Genomic DNA, 19,559 nt, shown 5'->3' with positions numbered 1-19,559 from the left:
GATATTCATCAACGAGTGCCCACACAGATTGATAGGTTTAAATTGTTAAAGAGCTCTAGCGTTTTGTGACTTACATCTCAGTCGCTAGGGGTGCGTACTATACCTGCACCACTTAGAGAGTCAAGGGTTATTTTCAAACTCTTATTCTCTACCGATTTCGCAGCGTGACTTTCGTCTCACTCCTTGTCGGTGAGGCGGCATTATAGAGAGTTCGATATAGAGCACAAGAGCTTTTTTAAATAAAAGTTTTGTTCGCCTAAAAAGCCACCACATCCGCATTTTTCGAATAAAAACTAAACATTTGAGACGTATCACAGCAATACATTGGCAAAATGGAAGCCATGAACGTAAGATTCATGTGTCTATTTTGTTAATGGTAGATGCGTATATTTCGTTTATTAATATGTAGTATTCCGATATGAACTCAAAAAAATCGATGTTGTTAATTGTCGCGCTAGCTGTATTGGGCGGCATTGTTTTCTCTCAGGTAGATATATCGCCTGCAATTACCTTTATCCTTGGTGTCTTGGCTTCCGCTTTTGTTGTTAATTTTTCAAGCACCAACTCAAAATCAGAGTCAGAACCTAAGGCTTCAACAAAAACACTTTATGTGGGTAACCTTCCATACAAAGCGAATGAATCACATGTACGTGAATTGTTCTCTGAATATGGTGAAGTATTTGCTGTACGTTTAATGAAAGACAAACGTACTGGTAAAAGAAGAGGTTTTGGATTTGTTGTTATGGCAAGTAATGATGTGAATCATGCTATTTCAGAACTTAACGATAAAGATTACATGCAACGTACTTTAAAAGTACGCGTTGCAAACGATCCTAAACATCCAGAAACGGACGAAGCTGAGCTGAGCTAAACCCTAACTGCTTCAGCATACTATTTAGTGCACTTTCTTTTTTAGGAAGTGCACTACAAAAAGCCTCACGCACTCCCCCTTCTTCAGTACTGCTCTCTAAATCCAATAAATCTTGAACCCGCTTAGCAATAGCCTTACCTGAATCAATCAACATCACGTTTTTACCTAGCACTTGCTGAATCTCTGATTTGATCAGTGGGAAATGAGTACACCCTAAAACAGCCACATCAATTGTGTTGATCATTGGTTGAAGGATTTGCTGCAGCTCTTCAAGGTTAATCGCCTCTCCTCGGAGTTTATCTTCGGCCATATCCACCAGCTGAGTAGAACCTAAAAGCTCAACTCTTTTATTACTAGAGAAGTTTTTGATGAGCTCGTGTGTGTATTCACGAGTAATCGTTGCGGGTGTTGCAATAAGACCAACGGCTTTATTGGCAAGTAGCGATGCTGGCTTGATTGCCGGAACAACCCCGACAATAGGGATTGGGTTATTAGCCCTTAGTGTAGGTAACACAATTGTACTTGCTGTATTGCAGGCTATCACCACAATATCAATAGCGTGGCTAGCCACAAAACTGGCGACGATGCTTTGAACTCTGTGGATAAGGACTTGCTGGTCGAGCTCACCGTATGGGTAAGCCTCGTTATCGAATACATAAGTATAGTTATGATTCGGTAGTAAGTGGCTTATCTCTTTATATACGGACAGACCGCCAACTCCAGAATCAAAGATCAATATGTTTTTTTGTATGCTTTCCGACACAACCATTACCTGTAATAAGTTCCGTTGCAATGATACCCCTTCACTTAGTTTTCGCCAATCATCACTCTACATAATGCAGGCTCGGTAGCGTTGATGCACAAAGCGCTCACCCTGATCTACATTTTCCAGCTCTATCTTAAGCCTTCCTTTAAAGCATGGCGCTGACGTTACTAAAGTATGGAACTCACCATCTTCGCCGCATGGGTCGACGTGACTCGGTAAACTGTCGATTAGCTCAAACGTGTATTCTTTCCCGCAATAGCTCATGTCTAATGCATCGGTATCGACCGTGACGAGAAAGGTTTCGATTCCTCTGTCTATTATTTCACTCGCAAGTACCTGACTGCTCTCTCCCATTAGGGGAAACACACACTCCCAACCAGCTGGCTCTATATAACTTCTTCGGTAATCGGCAATGCCATTACAGAACATATCTCCAAACGCGACCGCATCGATTGATAAACTAGAATCTTTAAGTACCGAGACAATCGTACTTTGATAAACCTCATTACTTGGGAAGACTTCCGGTAGCTCAATCATGATTAATGGTAAACCGACCAATCGAGCTTGCATTGCAACTACCTCAATAGGAGTTACCTGGAAAGGAACTTCATCTCCAACATACGTAGTATACAGAGCAACAACTTCATACTCGGTGCTTTCAAGTAGGCGCTCTAACGTTAACGTAGAGTCTTTTCCTGACGACCAACTCATGACGACTTTCTTTTTCATTGATATATCCAATAAGAAAAAACCGCCCGAAGGCGGTTTAGTTGTTAATTAGAACTGGTAGTCAGCGTTTATAAAGAAACTTCTTTCTTGTGTTTCATACCCTTTGGCTAACGTGTAATCTTTATCAAAAAGGTTAGCAATACGCCCTCTCATTGTGAAATGATCCGTCACAAAGTAGCTCGCAGCTATATCTACTAGCGAGTACTCATCTAACTCAGCATTGCCGCTATCCATACGTTTACCTTGATATAAATAACTCAAGTCCGCCTGCCAGTTGTCCGCAAAATACGTCACGTTCCACTTAGCATTTTGTTTCGCTCTACGTAAAAGTTGAGACCCATCGCTTTTATCTGTCGGGTCCATAAAGTCAAGGCTAACTTGGTGAGAAAAACTTCCTGTATCGAATTCTCCCGATAGCTCTAAGCCTTTAATTTCAGCGACACCAATGTTTTTTGAAGGCCATCCAACTATCATGTTTTTAATATCATTTTTGTAAGCCGATACTCTCCAATCAACCAATGATTGATGGACTTCGAACGCGACTTCATAGTTTTTTGACTCTTCAGGTTTCAAGGTTGGAACACCTGAGCCCGGCCAATATAGTTGATTAAATGTCGGTGCTTTAAATGCCGTACCAGCATTAGCCGTCACGCGATAATTAGCTGCTAACCAATATCCTAAACCCGCTTGCCATGTAGTATTCTTGCCGTAGCGTTGGTTATCGTCACCGCGTAAAGCTAATTCAGCTTGTACGGCTTGGTTGTCATAAAAGCCACTAACATATAGCGAGTTATTCGTACGAGATTTCTCGGCATAGTCTTTTGAGGACTCTGATACGTCATCTTTAGACCAATCAAGACCCGCACCAATAGAAACTTCATTGTTCACAGTGAATAAATTTGTGAAAGCAACGGCCTGGTGGTCCGTTTGATAAGTACTTTTGTAGTAATAATCTTTACTAGAATCTTGAGCTTTACTTAAAGAAAAGTTGCTCGACAACGTTTCTCCAGTATAACTAAGACGGCCAATTGCACTGTAAAGTGTCTGATCTTTTGTAGCATTTTTCGGATCGTACTCTGTTTCACCATCCGAGTAAGTAGAATTAAACTTAAGCTTAAACTCGTCATTCAGCTTATGAGTTATCGCAAGTGCTAGCTCAGTCACTTCATGTCCATCTGCGTCTTGATCACCTGCTGAGTTTTGAACAGAAAACCCATCAGTCTCTGCTCGCTTTACAGCTACAGAACCACTTGTCGAGTCTGTAATATTACCAGACACTGCCACACTGCCTTTTTTGTATGAATCAGATCCAAACCCTACGCTAACTTTTGCTTCTGAACTTGATGTGTCTGTAATAATATTAATTACACCACCAATCGCATCGGCTCCATAAATTGCAGCTCGAGGACCACGCACAAACTCAATGCGCTGAACCCCAACTAGTGGAATAGCAGCAAAATTTGCTCCTCCTGATGTTGCACTTGCTGTTTTTACGCCATCAATCAGTACTAAGATGTGGTCAGAGTTAGTACCTCTAACAAAAACACTCTGCTTTTGTCCGTAGCCGCCGTTGCTCGCTACCTGAATACCAGGTAAACGACGTAGTACTTCGTAAATATCATTAGCTTGAATCGCTTCAATCTCTGCTCGAGTAACAACTACAACAGGTAACGTTGTACTTTGAGTGCTTTGCTCAAAACGGTTAGCCGTAACGACCATGGTTTCGTCAGCAGATGTTTCTTGTGCGTGTAAATTGGAGATAGGTGAAAGCAGCGATGCTACAGCAACCGCTATAAGGGATTTGTTCATGTTGTGATCCTAAATCGCGTAAAGTCCTACTAAACCACATTGTATGGCTTAGCCGCTGGCAGGTATTCGGACTCAAGAGCACAACCTTATGGTTACCTAATATTCGACTTCCCACAAAATGCTATTTGCAGTGTCTTTGAATACTCGTTCTCTCTTACCGCTGCGCGTCAGTTCTGGATTTTCACCAGATTCCCTCTTCAGCCATCTATACATCCACATGGCACCAGCTTGCCGGAAATAGTATTGACCTATGAATCATTTGTCTAGTCTAAGATAGTTATAAGCTATAGTTTTCGTCGTCTATTTAAACTGAATGGCTCTCAACACTGGACAAGCGCCTGTGATTGAATAAAATCTGCGCTCTTGATTTAAAAGCACGATAGCAAAAGGCATAACAATGGCGAATTTAGAAGTAAACCCGCAACGCTACCAAGAACAACTGGCAGAAAAGACTGAGCGTCTTACTGAAATGTTCTCAGAATATAATGTGCCTGAGCTGGAAGTGTATGAATCTCCAGAACAACACTACCGTATGCGTGCAGAGTTCCGCGTGTGGCATGAAGGTGACGATATGTATTACGTCATGTTCAATCAAGAAACTAAAGAAAAATATCGCGTAGACCAGTTCCCTGCGGCTAGCCGCCTGATTAACGACCTAATGCCTCTATTAACGGATGCAATGAAGGACAACCACTCTCTGCGCCACAAACTATTCCAAGTAGACTTCCTTTCGACTTTAAGCGGCGAGATTTTGGTGTCACTGCTTTACCACCGCCAATTAGGTGAGCAGTGGATTCAAGACGCTAAAGCGCTAAAACAACAATTGAACGATGAAGGTTTTAACCTAAATCTGATTGGCCGTGCGCGTAAAATGAAAATCGTACTGGATCGCGACTACGTCATTGAAAAGCTAGATGTGAATGGTGATAGCTACATCTACCAGCAAGTTGAGAACAGCTTTACTCAACCAAACGGCAAAGTAGCAGAGAAAATGTTGGAGTGGGCAGTCGACTGTACTCAAGACAGCAAAGGCGACTTACTTGAACTTTACTGTGGTAACGGTAACTTCTCACTAGCACTGGCACAGAACTTCGAACGTGTACTGGCAACAGAACTGGCGAAGCCGTCAGTAGAATCTGCGCAATACAACATCGCAGCCAACAAGATTGAAAATGTTCAGATCATCCGCATGTCTGCGGAAGATTTTACCGTAGCAATGGAAGGCAAGCGTGAATTCCGTCGTCTACAGCAAGCGAACATCGATCTTAAGAGCTACAACTGCAACACTATCTTTGTTGATCCACCGCGTTCAGGTATGGATGTTGATACTTGTAAGATGGTTCAAGGCTACGAGCGCATCATGTACATCTCTTGTAACCCTGAGACATTGAAAGAGAACCTAGACATTCTAAGCGAAACACACGACATCACTCGTTTTGCTCTATTTGACCAGTTCCCTTACACACACCATATGGAAGCAGGTGTGTTCCTAGAGCGTAAAGCGTAAACCTCGCTCTCTAAATCGAAGCTAAGCAGCAGATACAAAAAAACGAGCCAATTGGCTCGTTTTTTTATTTATAGATTGGTTTAAGCGGTTTTACCGATAAAGCCTAGCTTCTTACCTACCCAAGCGAGCAGTAGCATCGCGACGATAATCGCAAAGAAGTTTGAACCTGCATCAGGGTGTTGTGCTTTCACAAAAGCCGAGTGGCCAAATGCACCTACAAAGAAACAAGCTAAACCCACTAACGGAATATCTTCAGATACTGGATTTGTTAGGTATTCTTGGTATAGCGCTTGTACAGCCAACACTAAAGCAATCAGCGGGAAAATAGAGAAGCCCACTTCGCTCATTGTTACCCAAGATAACAGTGCATCACCACACACACCTGCTACAACAGCAAGTACGAGTGTCTTTCTTTCAGAACCATGGTTTACAGTATTATTTTCATTCGACATTATTCAATCCCGCCTTTTAATCGGTTACGTTCACGTTCTTTACGATACCAAAAAGCTCCTTTGGCCATCATTCGCAATTGCATGATCAAACGCTCAGCCAATTCATCTCGCTGACGTCGATCTAAATCTAATGCTTCTGCCCCTGAGTTAAAAACCAAGATGACGGAGGCTTCCGCTTGAGTAAAAGCTTCGTCTCTTGTCATTCCTGTTGTGATTAAATATTCGGTTAACTCAGCAGAGAAATGCTGTATCTCACGAGCTACCGCTGCACGAAACTCAAATGAAGTTCCTGAGCGCTCCCGCAATAACAGTCTGAATACGTTTGGGCTGCTTTCAATGAATTCCATAAAGGTTTCAACCGATGTGCGAATCACGCTGCCTTCTTTTACTATGCGTTGCCTAGCTTGACGCATCAACTGACGCAACAATAAGCCACCTTCATCGACCATGGTTAAGCCAAGCTCATCCATGTCTTTGAAATGGCGATAAAAGGAAGTCGGAGCTATTCCAGCCTCACGAGCGACTTCTCTCAAGCTTAGATTAGAAAAACTACGATCGGCACTGAGTTGGCTAAATGCCGCATCGATTAAGCTACGACGAGTCTTTTCTTTTTGCTGTGCGCGAATGCCCATTGGTTTCATACTTTATCAACATCTTCTTTTACAGCCTAAACAGGCATGTCTAATACTCTATTCAATATAACGCGAATCACTTACTTATATAAGGCACTCTGGTTATATAAGACACTAAACACACCTCTTTGTTCACGTATCGAAGTAAATACGTTCAAAGAAAACATTTCAATATCCGCACCGTCATTTGGAGACATACGACATACCAAATATTATTTTTTCAGTAGCATGACGTGATCTCACCGACTCTCTGATGCCCTTTTCATGTACCCAAGAACAGAATCAGTTAAAATCTCGCTAAAGCAATGTTAATCAAATATAACAAGGAAGATATCTATGTCGCACTCCAACCACTTTGATGTAATCGTAATTGGTAGTGGCCCCGGAGGAGAAGGGGCAGCGATGGGATTAACCAAAGCCGGGTTGAACGTTGCTATCATTGAAAAAGAGAGCAGCGTTGGGGGTGGTTGTACCCACTGGGGGACCATTCCTTCCAAAGCACTGCGTCATGCCGTAAGTCGTATTATTGAATTCAACAGTAACCCTCTGTTTTGTCAGAACAATAAAAGTATCCACTCAACATTTTCCAATATTCTGGGACATGCTAAATCGGTCATCGACAAACAGACTCGCTTGCGCCAAGGTTTCTACGATCGCAACCAATGCACGTTAGTCTTCGGTACTGCACGTTTTATCGATACCCACACGATCTCCGTAATGCAAAGCGACGGCACTGAGGAACACTACAGCGCAGACAAATTTGTTATCGCGACAGGTTCTCGTCCTTATCAGCCAGACAACGTCGACTTCATGCATGAACGTGTCTACGACAGTGATTCGATTCTTTCTCTGAAACACGACCCACAACACATCATCATCTATGGTGCTGGTGTTATCGGCTGTGAATATGCCTCTATATTTCGCGGTTTAGGTGTTAAAACCGATCTCATTAATACTCGCGATCGCCTGTTGTCCTTCTTAGATAACGAAACCTCAGATGCACTTTCTTACCACTTCTGGAACAGTGGTGTTGTTATTCGTAACGATGAGACCTTTGAGAAAATTGAAGGAACAGATGATGGTGTAATCATTCATCTAGAGTCAGGTAAAAAAATGCGTGCCGATTGCCTACTGTATGCCAATGGTCGAACGGGTAATACTGATAAACTGAACCTTGGTGCGGTTGGCTTAGAAGCGGACTCTCGTGGACAAGTATCAGTCAACAGCAACTACCAAACCAGTGTTGAACATGTTTACGCTGTCGGTGATGTGATTGGGTATCCTAGCCTAGCAAGTGCTGCTTATGACCAAGGTCGATTTGTGGCCCAAGCCGTGGTGAAAGGTGAAGCAGAACGACCCCTTATCGAAGACATCCCAACAGGTATCTACACCATTCCTGAGATCAGCTCTGTCGGTAAAACCGAGCAAGAGCTTACTGCAGCTAAAGTACCGTATGAAGTGGGACGTTCTTCATTCAAGCACTTAGCTCGCGCTCAAATTGCAGGTAAAGATATTGGTAGCTTGAAGATACTTTTCCATCGTGAAACTAAAGAGATTTTAGGTATCCACGTGTTTGGTGAACGTGCCGCTGAAATCATTCACATTGGTCAGGCGATCATGGAACAAAAAGGTGAAGCCAACACCATCGAATACTTTGTGAATACTACCTTTAACTATCCGACGATGGCCGAGGCGTATCGCGTCGCAGCGCTTAACGGACTTAACCGTTTATTCTAAACAAAGAACCAACAGGACTATTTGACCACCTGTAGGCAAAATACATAAACAGCAAGCCATGAGCTTGCTGTTTTTATTTTTCGTTCCCTGAACTAAGCTATGCAAGCTAAGCGAGAAACTCTCCTTTCTTCCACTGAGAAACAAATAAAACACCAAGACCAATCCCACGCATCGCCATAAAGCTCAACATTGCTAGCCACAGCGCATGGTTTTCTAAACCTGATGCTAAATAGAAAATCGCAAAGAAACTGCAGGTCGCAACAAACATACTGTTACGCATATCTTTGCCTTTGGTTGCGCCCACGAAGATACCATCCAGCAAGAAGCACCACATAGAAACGAGCGGCATCGCAATCAACCACGGTAAATAAACTTCAGCCTGAGTCTTCACTTCTGGGATTGTGGTGATCATATTAATCAAACTAGACCCAGCAATCACGAACACTATGGTCAGTACCAAACAAATATTGAAACTCCAAAAGAAAGTACTTATCAAAGACTGATTGAGCTCATCTTTATCTTTCGCGCCGATCGCTTTACCGACCATGGCTTCCATTGCGTAGGCAAAACCATCCATCCCATAAGAAATGATCATCAAGAAACTCATCAGTACCGCATTGGCTGCCACCACATCATCACCAAAGCTTGCGCCCTGGAAAGTCATAAAAGTAAAAGTGGCTTGCAGACATAAGGAACGCAGAAAGATATCGCGATTCAGTTTTACGAAACGACTCAAGCCTTGACTGGTTTTCTTAAGCAGATCCCATGGTGATGGCAGTTGCCTCTTCATCCAGATTCGATACACACAAATTAAGCCAAACGTTAGACCCGCATAGTCCGCAATCACCGATGCCAGCGCAGCGCCTTCGACTTGCCAGCCGAAGCCAATCACAAATACGATATCTAAAACAATGTTGGTGATATTAGTGATGATCACCATCCACATGGGTGCTTTGGCATTTTGGGTTCCGAGTAACCAACCTAACAGCACAAAGTTAGTCAACGCAGCAGGCGCACTCCATGCTCGGATCGAGAAATATTGCTGGCCATAGTGTTTCACTTGGTCACTGGCACTACTCAGAGAGAAAACCGCATCCGCAACGAAGCTGTGCAATAGCAAAAAGACACCAGCAAATCCTAAGGCCATGGTCACGCCTTGCACAAAGACTAAGCCAAGCTGCTTACCATCGTTCGCCCCATAAGATTGCGCGGCCAGTCCAGTCGTCGACATTCTTAGGAAACCAAGCAACCAAAAAGTCACGCTGATCATAGTGCCACCCAAGGCCACACCACCTAAATACCAAGAATGCTCTAAGTGCCCGATAACCGCAGCGTCGACTAAACCCAGTAGAGGAACTGTAATATTGGAAAGAACCATCGGGATCGCGAGCAAAAGCACTTTTTTGTGCATCGCTTGATTGGATAGAGTTTGAAAAATAGTTTGGGGATTAAATAGCTTCACGATCACCTCTTTGATTAGAGGCGATAGTTTAACCTAGTGAGTGTGCTTTCACTATGTTGTGCACTTTATGTCTTGCTTAGCTTTTACCAAGCTATCTGTTGATAGAAAAAGCTAGCATTACCATTTAACGAGTACTAATTGAGGAGTTAAACGCTTTTTAAACTGAGAAATCTTACACAACAATCGCTGCCACAACTTCCAACGATTACATTGCTGCTCTAAAGGTGAAAACGATTTAACCCATTGCGCCCATGGCAACCAGTTAAGGACGCTGTCTATCGGAGAAGATAAGCCATGTGCGTATTTTCCAGAACCGAGCTTTTGCCCAAGAGCACTAGAGCTTTTATCTCCAGCTAACACTAAACACGCATGTGCGTGGGTAAAATAACGACTCAAAGATTGAATAAAGTTCGCCGTCTGTTGTTCATTACAATCCAGCAGAGCATGTTCACACACCACCATCACTGAGGCTTGTTCTGGAATATTAAGTTCATCCAACCAGGTCAGGTCATCCACCGAGCCACACTCTAGACGGTAGCGTTCATTCTTGTGGAACAGGCGTTGTCGCCAAACTAAGTTCTCGGTTACATCTAGCTCAACCCAATGACAGCGGCCATTATCTAAACGGTAGAAACGGGTATCGAGCCCTGCTCCCACGTTAATAATCCAAGCATCTGGGTTATGAGATAAAAACTGTTGAACTTGAGAGTCACAAAGTTGAGTCAGTGTCGCGTAAAGGAGTTGTTGCTGGTCGAGTTCACCGGTAAGGCATTCAGGTGCGAGTTGGCAACGCTTGCAGGCTTGTGCTGCAATAGGGTCATAAACAAGACCGTCATCGGCTAGGCTTTCGCGGCTGCGAAACCAAAGGTGTTGAACAAGATTCGTCGGTACTTGGAATTCTTGATGTGCTGACCCGAGATCAGAAGAAGCCTTTTGATCATAGGTGTGCGACTTACGAATAAGCGGCTTCATTTGAGGTTTGGTTGGGTTTGGCATCATCATCTTCCTTGTATCTCGACAAAGAAGATGATAATGAATATCAATTACAATAACAAGTTATTGAGAGTAAATATCAATAAGCTGTTTGCACTGACTACATCCAGTCCGTGTTACGAATAATACCAACCGCAAGTCCTTCAATAGACAAGTGTTGGGATTCTAAGTCCACGTGAATTGGAGAAAACTCTTCATTTTCAGCATGCAACAGAACGGTAGAACCTTTGCGCTCTAGGCGTTTTACCGTTACATCATCGTCGACACGAGCCACGACAACTTGTCCATCACGCACGTCTTGTGTTTTATGCACGGCCAGTAAATCGCCATCCATAATACCGATGTCTTTCATACTTTCGCCATTTACGCGAAGTAAGAAGTCAGCTTGTGGCTTAAACATACCTGGGTCAACTTGGTAATGCATTTCTACATGCTCTTGAGCCAAAATAGGCTCGCCAGCGGCAACCTGACCGATTAATGGTAACCCTTGCTCTTCATTCGCTGCATCTTCAAGCAAAATACGAATACCGCGAGACGCACCCGGGATAATCTCAATCGCTTCTTTACGAGCAAGAGCTTTCAAATGTTCTTCTGCAGCATTTGCAGAGCGGAAACCAAGTTCACGTGCGATTTCTGCACGAGTCGGTGGCATACCGCAATCTTCGATCTTACTTTTGATAAGGTCAAAAACTTGTTGCTGGCGGGGCGTTAACGGCTTCATGATTCACCTGTCTTTTTATACAGTTGACTGTGAGTATATCCAGTAACTGAACAAAAGCAAAGCAATTGGTTGTTTTTAGTTCATTTTTAGCGAATTACAAAAATAAGATCTCTAACCACACGTAACCAGCTAATACTAAACAGATAAAAACGGCAGCTGAGCCAACATCTTTCGCCATCCCAGAAAGCTCATGATGTTCGCTACCGATTCGGTCAACGACCGCTTCAATCGCGGTATTAATCAACTCGACAACCATCACCAACACGACGGCTGAAATCATTAATATTCGCTCAACTTGGTTTACATCTAAGTAGAACGCCAACGGAATAAGCACTGCGGCCATGAAGACTTCTTGTCGAAATGCAGCCTCGTTTTTAAACGAGCTCGTGATGCCTTGCCACGAAAAGCCCGCAGCTTTGACGATACGTTTGAATCCGGTGTTTGATTTTTTGGTCATTTTTAACTCTATACTCAATCAGTCGATGAATGATTTTCCACAAACTTAACGGCAATATGACTATTTCCATTAAAAGGTTAGACCAGTTTCTGGTATTCTTGCATCGATTAAATTTACGCCTAGGCTTATCCCTATTTCACTCACAGGATTTATCCTTTTCATTATAGAAATAGAGATACGCTTGAGCACATTGAAATAACTATTGAGGCAGTGAACCTATATGTCTTCTGGACAATCTTTTTCACGTTCATTAATGAAGCTACCTTTATCCCTATTGGTAAAGAGCACATCAATCCCTTCAAACCCTGTAGAGGATTTGAACATTGATTTGAGCAAACCGATTGTATACGCCTTACCGTTTCGCTCAAGTGTAGACATTCTTACATTGCAAAAACATGCACTTGAATTAGGGTTACCTGATCCATTGAGCAAACTTGAAATCAATGGCAAATCACTGCAACGCTACGTTTTTATCTCTTCTCGCAAAACTCTGCTGCAAGACGATGATTATGTACCAAGCTCATCAATTGAAGTCTTCTCTGAACTGCTTTCACTGCATGCTGAAGACTCTGAGCTCGACGTTCAAGTTATCCCTGCCACCGTATTGTGGGGTCGTAAACCTGGTAAAGAGAATAACCAGAAGCCTTACCTACAAGCAATGAACGGCTTAGAGAAATCGAAAGCTGTATTGCTAGCAGGTCGTGACTGTCTGGTTCGCTTTAGCCCAGTGGTATCTCTACGATACATGGCTAACTCACACGGTACCGACAGCACCATCGCGCATAAACTGGCGCGCGTGGCACGCATTCACTTCTCTCGTCAAAAGCTTGCAGCATCGGGTCCAAACCTACCAAGCCGCCAAGCTCTGTTCGACCGCCTGCTAAAGTCAGAAGCAATCAAAAAGGCGATAGAAGATGAAGCTGAATCAAAAAATATTTCCATAGAGAAAGCGAGCAAAGAAGCTCAAGACATCATGGATGAGATCGCAGCTAACTTCTCTTACTCGCTGATTAAACGCGGTGAGAAGATTCTTGGTTGGTTGTGGAATAAGTTGTACCAAGGCCTGCATATTAGCAACGCTTCAACCGTTCGTAAGCTGGCTCAAGATGGTCACGAGATCGTTTATGTACCTTGTCATCGTAGTCACATGGATTACTTACTGCTTTCTTATGTGCTTTATCATGAAGGCATGGTGCCTCCGCACATCGCAGCAGGTATCAACCTGAACTTCTTCCCTGCCGGTCCTATTTTCCGTCACGGCGGTGCGTTCTTTATTCGTCGTAGCTTCAAAGGCAACAAGTTGTACTCGACTATTTTCCGCGAATACCTAGCGGAATTATTCGCTAAAGGTTACTCGGTAGAATACTTCAGTGAAGGTGGTCGCTCTCGTACAGGTCGTCTATTGCAGGCGAAAACCGGCATGCTAGCGATGACAATCCAAGCCATGCTGCGCGGCATGAACCGTCCGGTGACTTTGGTTCCTGTATACATCGGCTATGAGCACGTAATGGAAGTCGCGACCTACGCGAAAGAACTTCGTGGTAAGCGTAAAGAGAAAGAAAACGCGAGTCTAGTGATTCGTACAATTCGTAAGCTGCGTAACTTTGGTAAAGGCTACGTGAACTTCGGTGAGCCAATTCAGCTTAACCAATATCTGAACGAACATGCTCCTGAGTGGACTAAAGATATCGACCCAATGGGAACCAGCAAACCACAATGGATGAACCCGGTGGTTAATGACTTGGCAACCAAAATGATGACGCACATTAACGATGCGGCAGCGACCAATGCCCTGACTCTTTGTGCAACGGCACTATTGGCTTCAAGACAGCGCGCATTGTCTCGTGACTCTTTGGTTTCTCAGATCAACTGCTACCTGTCTTTACTTAAGAATGTGCCTTATTCAGGTACATTCACAGTGCCTAAAGACAGCGCTGAAGACTTAGTAAAACACGCAGAGTCATTGAACAAGTTCTTAATTGAATCAGACACTATGGGCGACATCATTTCGCTTGATCGTCACCAATCGATTCTGATGACCTACTATCGTAATAACATCATTCACTTGTTTGCATTGCCATCATTGATCGCTCAGATGACCATTCGTCAGCACGGTTTATCAATCGACGCTATTCAAGAAAATGTTGCAGCTATCTACCCATTCTTAAAGAAAGAGTTATTTTTAAGCTACGACGAAGATCAGCTTGAAAGCGTGGTTGCGAACATCATTGATGAGCTAGTCGGTCAAGGCATGCTTGTTGTGTCGAACAACCAAGTAACGATCAACCAGTCAAACAGCCAAGCACTGATGCTACTAGGCCGTACGATTTCAGAAACGCTCCAGCGCTACTCAATTGCTCTGAACCTATTGGCAGAGAATCCTGATCTAGATAAGTCAGACCTTGAGCAGAAGAGCCAAGACATCGCACAGCGACTGGGTCGCCTACAAGGTATCAACGCACCGGAGTTCTTCGATAAAGGCGTGTTTGCGTCGATGTTCGCAACTCTGAAACAGCAGCAATATCTGGATAACGATGGTAACTGTGATTTAGAAAAGACTCAGCAATTCGCTAAACTTCTCTACTCAATGCTTTACCCTGAAGTACGTTTGACGATTCAAGAGAGTATCCACCAAGCAGAATAATCTCTTGGTTAGCATTCACTTTAATCACTAGACTGAACACGATCAAAAAAGGCACCCAATGGGTGCCTTTTTCTTTAGCGTTCGTTTACTTGTAAAGTTGATGCTTACCAGAAGGTAATGAACAAGCCTACAGTCACCGCCATTCCAACATAGTTATTGTTCAAGAAGGCTTGGAAGCAAAGGTCTCGATCGCGGTGACGCATCAGATGCTGTTGATACACGAACAAGCTTCCCGAAACTAACAGTGCCCAGTAGAAAGTATCACCGAGTTGGTAGTGCATGCCCAATGCAATCAACATCGCCAGTGTAACTAACTGCAGCGCGCCAACCATAAGCTTATCAAAACGACCAAACAGAATAGCCGTCGACTTGATGCCAATCTTCAAGTCATCATCTCGGTCAACCATCGCATATTGCGTGTCGTAGGCTATCGTCCACAACGCATTAATCACGAAGATAAACCACACAATGCTTGGCAGTTCATTGGTTTGCGCCGCCCAAGCCATTGGTATTGCCCAACTGAAAGCCAATCCGAGAAACAACTGTGGAAGGTGTGTAAAACGCTTCATGAAAGGATAAATGAACGCGAGACCAACCCCAATAAAAGAGAGCTTAATAGTCAGCGGGTTCATGGTGAGTACCAACAAAAAAGAAACCACAGCTAACACTAGAAAGAGCACAATGGCTTCCTTGCTGGAAACCAAACCTGAAGGTAATGGACGTTGCTTGGTGCGTTTGACATGACCATCAACTTTACGGTCAGCAAAATCATTAATCACACAGCCAGCCGATCGCATTAACACCACACCGAGTATGAAAACAACCAAGACATCAAAATCAGGCATGCCTTTCGCAGCAATAATCAGCGACCACAAGGTCGGCCAAAGGAGTAACAGAGTACCAATCGGGCGATTCATTCGCGTCAATTGCCAGTACGCCTTCGCTTTGGTGGCAAGCATTTACACACTCTCCTTAGAGTAAATGGGGGATGTTGGTAAAAAAAGTTCGGCCACAAGCATCGGTTTATGATTCATCCATAATCGAGAACGACGCGCGAGTAATCGCTCATCGCCAGCGATAACCCAACCGACTTGAAGCGCATCTCGCTCCACGTTCTCAGCACTGAAAACCGTTAACCCAAGCGGGACATCCCCTTGTTGAGAAAGGTCAGAATGCTGATGATCTTCTAGGGTAATTCGAGGTATTAAGGTTCGACCTAACACCCACGGCTCATCATCACCCTTTAAAATCACTTTACGCAGTAAGCAATCATGTGATGATAAAAGGCGTTCTTCGTCCTGTTGCAGAATTGATCGTTCCACAACTTGATTATGAAGCAACTCAACAGACAGGTGCTTGCAGCACTTGCCCAACTTACGGGAAAGCGATCCTTGTTCCATAAGCCACTCTTTGGTGGTTTCATTAGGAAAATTAAATTTTTCTGTGCTTTGCCAATCTACATTCATTAATGAATTTAGATACAATGATATTGACTGATTCATACTAGTATTCAATAGGTGACTTTACACGTACAATAAAGCTTCAACTTTCGAATAAAATTAAAGCGTCCTTCGAATTGTAAACGTATTTAGATTTAGACCGCTCATTGTAACAAGACTAATGCGTTTCGAATATCGCGAATAAACTAAAGAAAAGTCTCAAATATGCACAAACGTTATGTAGCCCAACTATTTATTGCGATTAATCTACTGTTTTCAGCATCAAGTTTCGCTGAAGAAGAATCGACACCCAAACTAGCCTACTTCACGCTAGAGCCCGATCTCACCACCAATTTTTACACTAAAGGTAAAAAACTGGGCTATATTCAGGTCCGTCTCGACATAATGGTCGCAAATAGTAATGACTTAGAAGCCATTGAGCATCATCAGCCATTGATTCGTGATGCGGTGATTGAATTACTCGGCAAGCAAAATGAAGAGACAATTAAGTCTCTATCCGGTCGTGAAGATTTGAGAAAGTCCTTAGTTGAGCACCTCAATAAGATTTTACTTCCTGAAACAGGTAAAACTCTCATTGCTGACTTATTGTTTACCAAATATCTTTACCAGTAACGATGTAAAAACGAATCCCAATAAAAAAGCGGCTCATCTGGCCGCTTTTTTGTCTCTATCGTTTGGCTACTCACTAGAAAAAATGAGTTAGCTTCTTGCCGAGCTCGGTGCTTTCATCGCATCGATAAAGCCAATAATGACACCAGCGGCTAGGCCAGCTAAATGCGCTGTATTGGCGATCGCCATAAATGGCTGCATGTACCCAAGCACTAACCACACCAACATAAAGCCGACAATCTGTCTTGGGATACCTAAACCAAGTTGTGGCGCCTTCGCACCGACAACCCATAAGTAACCAACCAAAGCGTACACAACACCAGACAAACCACCGAAGTTCGCCCCTTCAACCCAATACTGACCAGCACCTGAAAGCGCAGAAGAGACAGCAAAGATCTGAAGTAGCTTGAGGCTGCCTAGTTTCTTCTCAATATCCCCACCTAGCTGCCACCACCACAAAATATTGAATGCGATGTGCATAACAGAGAAATGCAGAACAGCATGGCTCAACCAACGCCACAGCTGCCATTGCTGTCCATCAACTGCTGGGAAGTGCAGGGCATTGAAAATAGCTTGGCCAAAACCAATCTGTTGCAGCGCAAAAATCACCACACACACCAACATTAGGCTCAGTGTCACAGGACCTGCTTTTGCTTTAATCATGCCCAAAAAGCTTGGCGTGTGGTAATGGAAATTACTCTTTCTAGTCTCAGCCATATCCCAAGACGCCGCTTGATAGCGTTTATGATTGGGTTCAGCAAGAAAACGATTCAGCTCAGCTTCGGTTTCAACCTGAAATTGACCATCAAGAAGCCACAAAGCAAAGCGCCCTTCTCCCTCTGGAGACATCTGAATAGGGATCTGACGAGAGGCCATATAATCAATAAATGCTTGAGCAAGACGTGGGTTGTCTAACACCATCAATCTAATCATTGTTACTTCCTATTCATACTATGGAGATGCTTGAAGCGTTTAAGTGATAAAGCTATTAACCCGCAATCACCGGAAGTTCAGCACGATGCCAAGCTTCGAAACCGCCATCAACACTATATACCTCTTCAAAGCCTTGGTTCACTAAATATTGTGCCGCGCCTTGGCTACTAATACCGTGGTAACACATCACTAAGATAGGCTGTTCGAACTCAACCTCATCCATAAACGACACCATTGTATCGTTAGTCAGGTGGTAGGCGGTTTCTGAATGGGCTACCGCAAAAGATTGCGGATCTCGTATATCGACAAGTCGAGCTTCACTTTGTTCAATAAGGGCTTGAGCACCTTTAACGTCGATATGTTTAAACTGGTCCATGACTTTCTCTTTTTATACTGATTTACTTTGCTGCCATTGTAACCTATCCCAAGGCTAACAATCACACCCACTTAATAAGGTTATCCACCAGCGATCACTTTTACACCATTTGTGGATAAATCTGTGAATTGCGTGAATAAAGTGCCTTTTTAAAAATAGATCCACAACATGTAGTAATGATCCTGATCTAACTGTGGGTTAACTGAAACATATCCCCACTCAAAAAACCCTGTCAAAGCCTTACTACACCCTGCTTTTAGACAGCTGACGAATAAATTCCTCACAGAGTTATCCACAAAATCATTTTGCAAATTTCGATCGCAAAAGTTGAGAAATCGATCCAAAACAAAAAGGCCGAGATCTCTCGATCTCGGCCTTTTCAAAATTAAGCTATTTGCTTGCTACTATGAGAAACCAAATACTATTAAAAATTAAATGCTATTAGAAGTCGCCAACGGCTTGCTTCAATTTCTTCATCGCATTCTTTTCTAACTGGCGGACACGCTCTGCAGAAATGCTATAGGTATCCGCTAAGTCTTGCAGTGTTGCTTTGTTGTCGTCTAACCAACGTGAGCGAACAATGTGTTGACTACGCTCGTCTAAGCTCTTCAATGCGAGACCTAAGCGATTATTAGTATGAGATTCCCAGTTAGCTGCTTCAACCGTCTCAGCAACGTCTGACGCTTTATCTTCTAGGTAATAAACTGGAGCTGTGTAAGCAGAACCACCGTCGTCGTCGTCCATCGGCGCTTCAAACGTCGCGTCTTGTGCCGCTAAGCGAGATTCCATTTCACGAACTTCTGAAGGCTCAACACCCAGTTCACGCGCAACCGTCTCAACTTCACCGTTATTGAACCAACCTAAACGCTTTTTAGACTTACGAAGGTTAAAGAACAATTTACGCTGTGCTTTAGTCGTTGCGATCTTAACGATACGCCAGTTACGCAATACGTATTCATGAATCTCAGCTTTGATCCAATGAACAGCAAAAGAGACTAGACGGACACCAACTTCTGGATTAAAGCGCTTAACAGCCTTCATCAAGCCGATGTTACCTTCTTGGACAAGGTCAGCCATTGGCAGCCCGTAGCCAGAGTAGCCTCTTGCAACGTGCACCACGAATCGTAGGTGTGAAAGGATCAAGCCTTTCGCAGCGTCGATCTCACCTTTGTAATGTAATCGCTCTGCAAGTCCACGTTCCTCGTCAGGCGTCAGCATTGGGTAACTGTTCGCTGAGCGGATATAGCTATCTAAACTATCTTGTGTGACTAAAGCCATTTGATACGCTTGGTTTGCCATTCGGTTCCTCATCAATCTCTGATCTGGAGTAATACATCTATTAAAACCCGACAATCTTGAACCTAAAATGAACAGGTTTCAAGGAGGGGGAAGTAATTATGC

At 43.5% G+C, this 19,559-nt stretch carries 19 protein-coding genes and 1 riboswitch; of the genes, 5 read left to right on the top strand and 14 right to left on the bottom strand.

The annotated features are described in order from the left end of the window. Window positions 1–418: 418 nt before the first annotated feature. The gene (locus ACED60_RS20965) at window positions 419–871 is read left to right on the top strand and encodes an RNA-binding protein (protein ID WP_009848258.1); all 453 of its coding nucleotides are present in this window, start codon (window positions 419–421) and stop codon (window positions 869–871) included. On the opposite strand, the gene murI is transcribed toward ACED60_RS20965, so the two are convergent. Genes murI through ACED60_RS20950 form a run of 3 tightly spaced genes read right to left on the bottom strand, consistent with a single transcriptional unit; the run spans window position 834 to window position 4,175 of the window. After that, entirely contained in the window at window positions 834–1,640 is an 807-nt protein-coding gene (gene murI / locus ACED60_RS20960; protein ID WP_029225473.1) for a glutamate racemase, read from the bottom strand. The two genes, ACED60_RS20965 and murI, sit on opposite strands and share 38 nt — an antisense overlap. Window positions 1,641–1,700: 60 nt before the next feature. Then, entirely contained in the window at window positions 1,701–2,366 is a 666-nt protein-coding gene (locus tag ACED60_RS20955) for an ATPase (RefSeq protein ID WP_009848256.1), read from the bottom strand. A 48-nt stretch (window positions 2,367–2,414) separates the two neighbouring features. Next, on the bottom strand, window positions 2,415–4,175 hold the full coding sequence (locus ACED60_RS20950; RefSeq protein ID WP_371728376.1) for a TonB-dependent receptor domain-containing protein: 1,761 nt from the start codon (window positions 4,173–4,175) through the stop codon (window positions 2,415–2,417). Between the two features lie 39 nt (window positions 4,176–4,214). Continuing rightward, window positions 4,215–4,418, bottom strand: a riboswitch (cobalamin riboswitch). A 154-nt stretch (window positions 4,419–4,572) separates the two neighbouring features. On the opposite strand from ACED60_RS20950, the gene trmA reads away from it, so the two are divergent. Beyond that, a complete protein-coding gene (trmA, locus tag ACED60_RS20945) occupies window positions 4,573–5,682 on the top strand; it encodes a tRNA (uridine(54)-C5)-methyltransferase TrmA (protein WP_009848254.1) in 1,110 nt (369 codons plus the stop codon). Between the two features lie 80 nt (window positions 5,683–5,762). Here the strand turns inward: trmA and ACED60_RS20940 are convergent, their stop codons facing one another. Beyond that, complete coding sequence (locus tag ACED60_RS20940) at window positions 5,763–6,134, bottom strand: YijD family membrane protein (RefSeq protein WP_012605017.1); 372 nt, start codon at window positions 6,132–6,134, stop codon at window positions 5,763–5,765. Beyond that, window positions 6,134–6,775 carry an HTH-type transcriptional repressor FabR gene (gene fabR, locus ACED60_RS20935; RefSeq protein ID WP_010438693.1) on the bottom strand — a complete coding sequence of 214 codons (642 nt, stop codon included), beginning with the start codon at window positions 6,773–6,775 and terminating at the stop codon, window positions 6,134–6,136. The genes ACED60_RS20940 and fabR overlap by 1 nt, the downstream gene beginning before the upstream one ends. Window positions 6,776–7,102: 327 nt before the next feature. Here fabR and sthA point away from each other — a divergent pair, with 327 nt between their 5' ends. Then, window positions 7,103–8,503, top strand: coding sequence for a Si-specific NAD(P)(+) transhydrogenase (gene sthA, locus ACED60_RS20930; RefSeq protein WP_371728375.1), 1,401 nt, complete (start codon window positions 7,103–7,105; stop codon window positions 8,501–8,503). Between the two features lie 106 nt (window positions 8,504–8,609). Here the strand turns inward: sthA and dinF are convergent, their stop codons facing one another. The 4 genes from dinF to ACED60_RS20910 form a co-directional block, all read right to left on the bottom strand. Next, on the bottom strand, window positions 8,610–9,965 hold the full coding sequence (dinF, locus tag ACED60_RS20925; protein ID WP_371728374.1) for an MATE family efflux transporter DinF: 1,356 nt from the start codon (window positions 9,963–9,965) through the stop codon (window positions 8,610–8,612). Window positions 9,966–10,082: 117 nt separating this feature from the next. Next, window positions 10,083–10,961 (bottom strand): class I SAM-dependent methyltransferase, encoded by an 879-nt coding sequence (locus ACED60_RS20920; protein ID WP_371728373.1) that lies wholly within the window; start codon window positions 10,959–10,961, stop codon window positions 10,083–10,085. 97 nt (window positions 10,962–11,058) lie between these two features. Beyond that, entirely contained in the window at window positions 11,059–11,679 is a 621-nt protein-coding gene (gene lexA / locus ACED60_RS20915; protein ID WP_009848249.1) for a transcriptional repressor LexA, read from the bottom strand. A gap of 94 nt (window positions 11,680–11,773) precedes the next feature. Continuing rightward, complete coding sequence (locus tag ACED60_RS20910) at window positions 11,774–12,136, bottom strand: diacylglycerol kinase (protein WP_029223019.1); 363 nt, start codon at window positions 12,134–12,136, stop codon at window positions 11,774–11,776. A gap of 220 nt (window positions 12,137–12,356) precedes the next feature. Here ACED60_RS20910 and plsB point away from each other — a divergent pair, with 220 nt between their 5' ends. Continuing rightward, window positions 12,357–14,780 (top strand): glycerol-3-phosphate 1-O-acyltransferase PlsB, encoded by a 2,424-nt coding sequence (plsB, locus tag ACED60_RS20905; protein WP_009848247.1) that lies wholly within the window; start codon window positions 12,357–12,359, stop codon window positions 14,778–14,780. A 104-nt stretch (window positions 14,781–14,884) separates the two neighbouring features. Here plsB and ubiA read toward each other — a convergent pair whose 3' ends face one another. Together ubiA and ACED60_RS20895 are read right to left on the bottom strand one after the other, a co-directional pair. Further along, window positions 14,885–15,739: a 4-hydroxybenzoate octaprenyltransferase gene (gene ubiA, locus ACED60_RS20900; RefSeq protein ID WP_009848245.1), complete on the bottom strand. Its 855-nt coding sequence runs from the start codon at window positions 15,737–15,739 to the stop codon at window positions 14,885–14,887. Continuing rightward, window positions 15,740–16,282, bottom strand: coding sequence for a chorismate lyase (locus ACED60_RS20895; protein ID WP_162924288.1), 543 nt, complete (start codon window positions 16,280–16,282; stop codon window positions 15,740–15,742). Window positions 16,283–16,444: 162 nt separating this feature from the next. On the opposite strand from ACED60_RS20895, the gene ACED60_RS20890 reads away from it, so the two are divergent. After that, window positions 16,445–16,852, top strand: coding sequence for a flagellar basal body-associated protein FliL (locus ACED60_RS20890; protein ID WP_009848242.1), 408 nt, complete (start codon window positions 16,445–16,447; stop codon window positions 16,850–16,852). A gap of 87 nt (window positions 16,853–16,939) precedes the next feature. Here the strand turns inward: ACED60_RS20890 and glpG are convergent, their stop codons facing one another. The 3 genes from glpG to rpoH form a co-directional block, all read right to left on the bottom strand. Further along, entirely contained in the window at window positions 16,940–17,782 is an 843-nt protein-coding gene (gene glpG / locus ACED60_RS20885) for a rhomboid family intramembrane serine protease GlpG (RefSeq protein ID WP_012605025.1), read from the bottom strand. 55 nt (window positions 17,783–17,837) lie between these two features. After that, window positions 17,838–18,158, bottom strand: coding sequence for a thiosulfate sulfurtransferase GlpE (glpE, locus tag ACED60_RS20880; protein WP_009848240.1), 321 nt, complete (start codon window positions 18,156–18,158; stop codon window positions 17,838–17,840). A gap of 441 nt (window positions 18,159–18,599) precedes the next feature. Then, a complete protein-coding gene (gene rpoH, locus ACED60_RS20875; protein ID WP_029223159.1) occupies window positions 18,600–19,457 on the bottom strand; it encodes an RNA polymerase sigma factor RpoH in 858 nt (285 codons plus the stop codon). Between the last annotated feature and the right edge of the window lie 102 nt (window positions 19,458–19,559).

Source organism: Vibrio sp. 1F279 (genome assembly GCF_041439815.1).
Classification (GTDB): Bacteria; Pseudomonadota; Gammaproteobacteria; order Enterobacterales; family Vibrionaceae; genus Vibrio; species Vibrio tasmaniensis_A.
The sequence above is the reverse complement of the archived record's forward strand: the minus strand, read 5'-3'. Positions and strand labels throughout refer to the sequence as shown.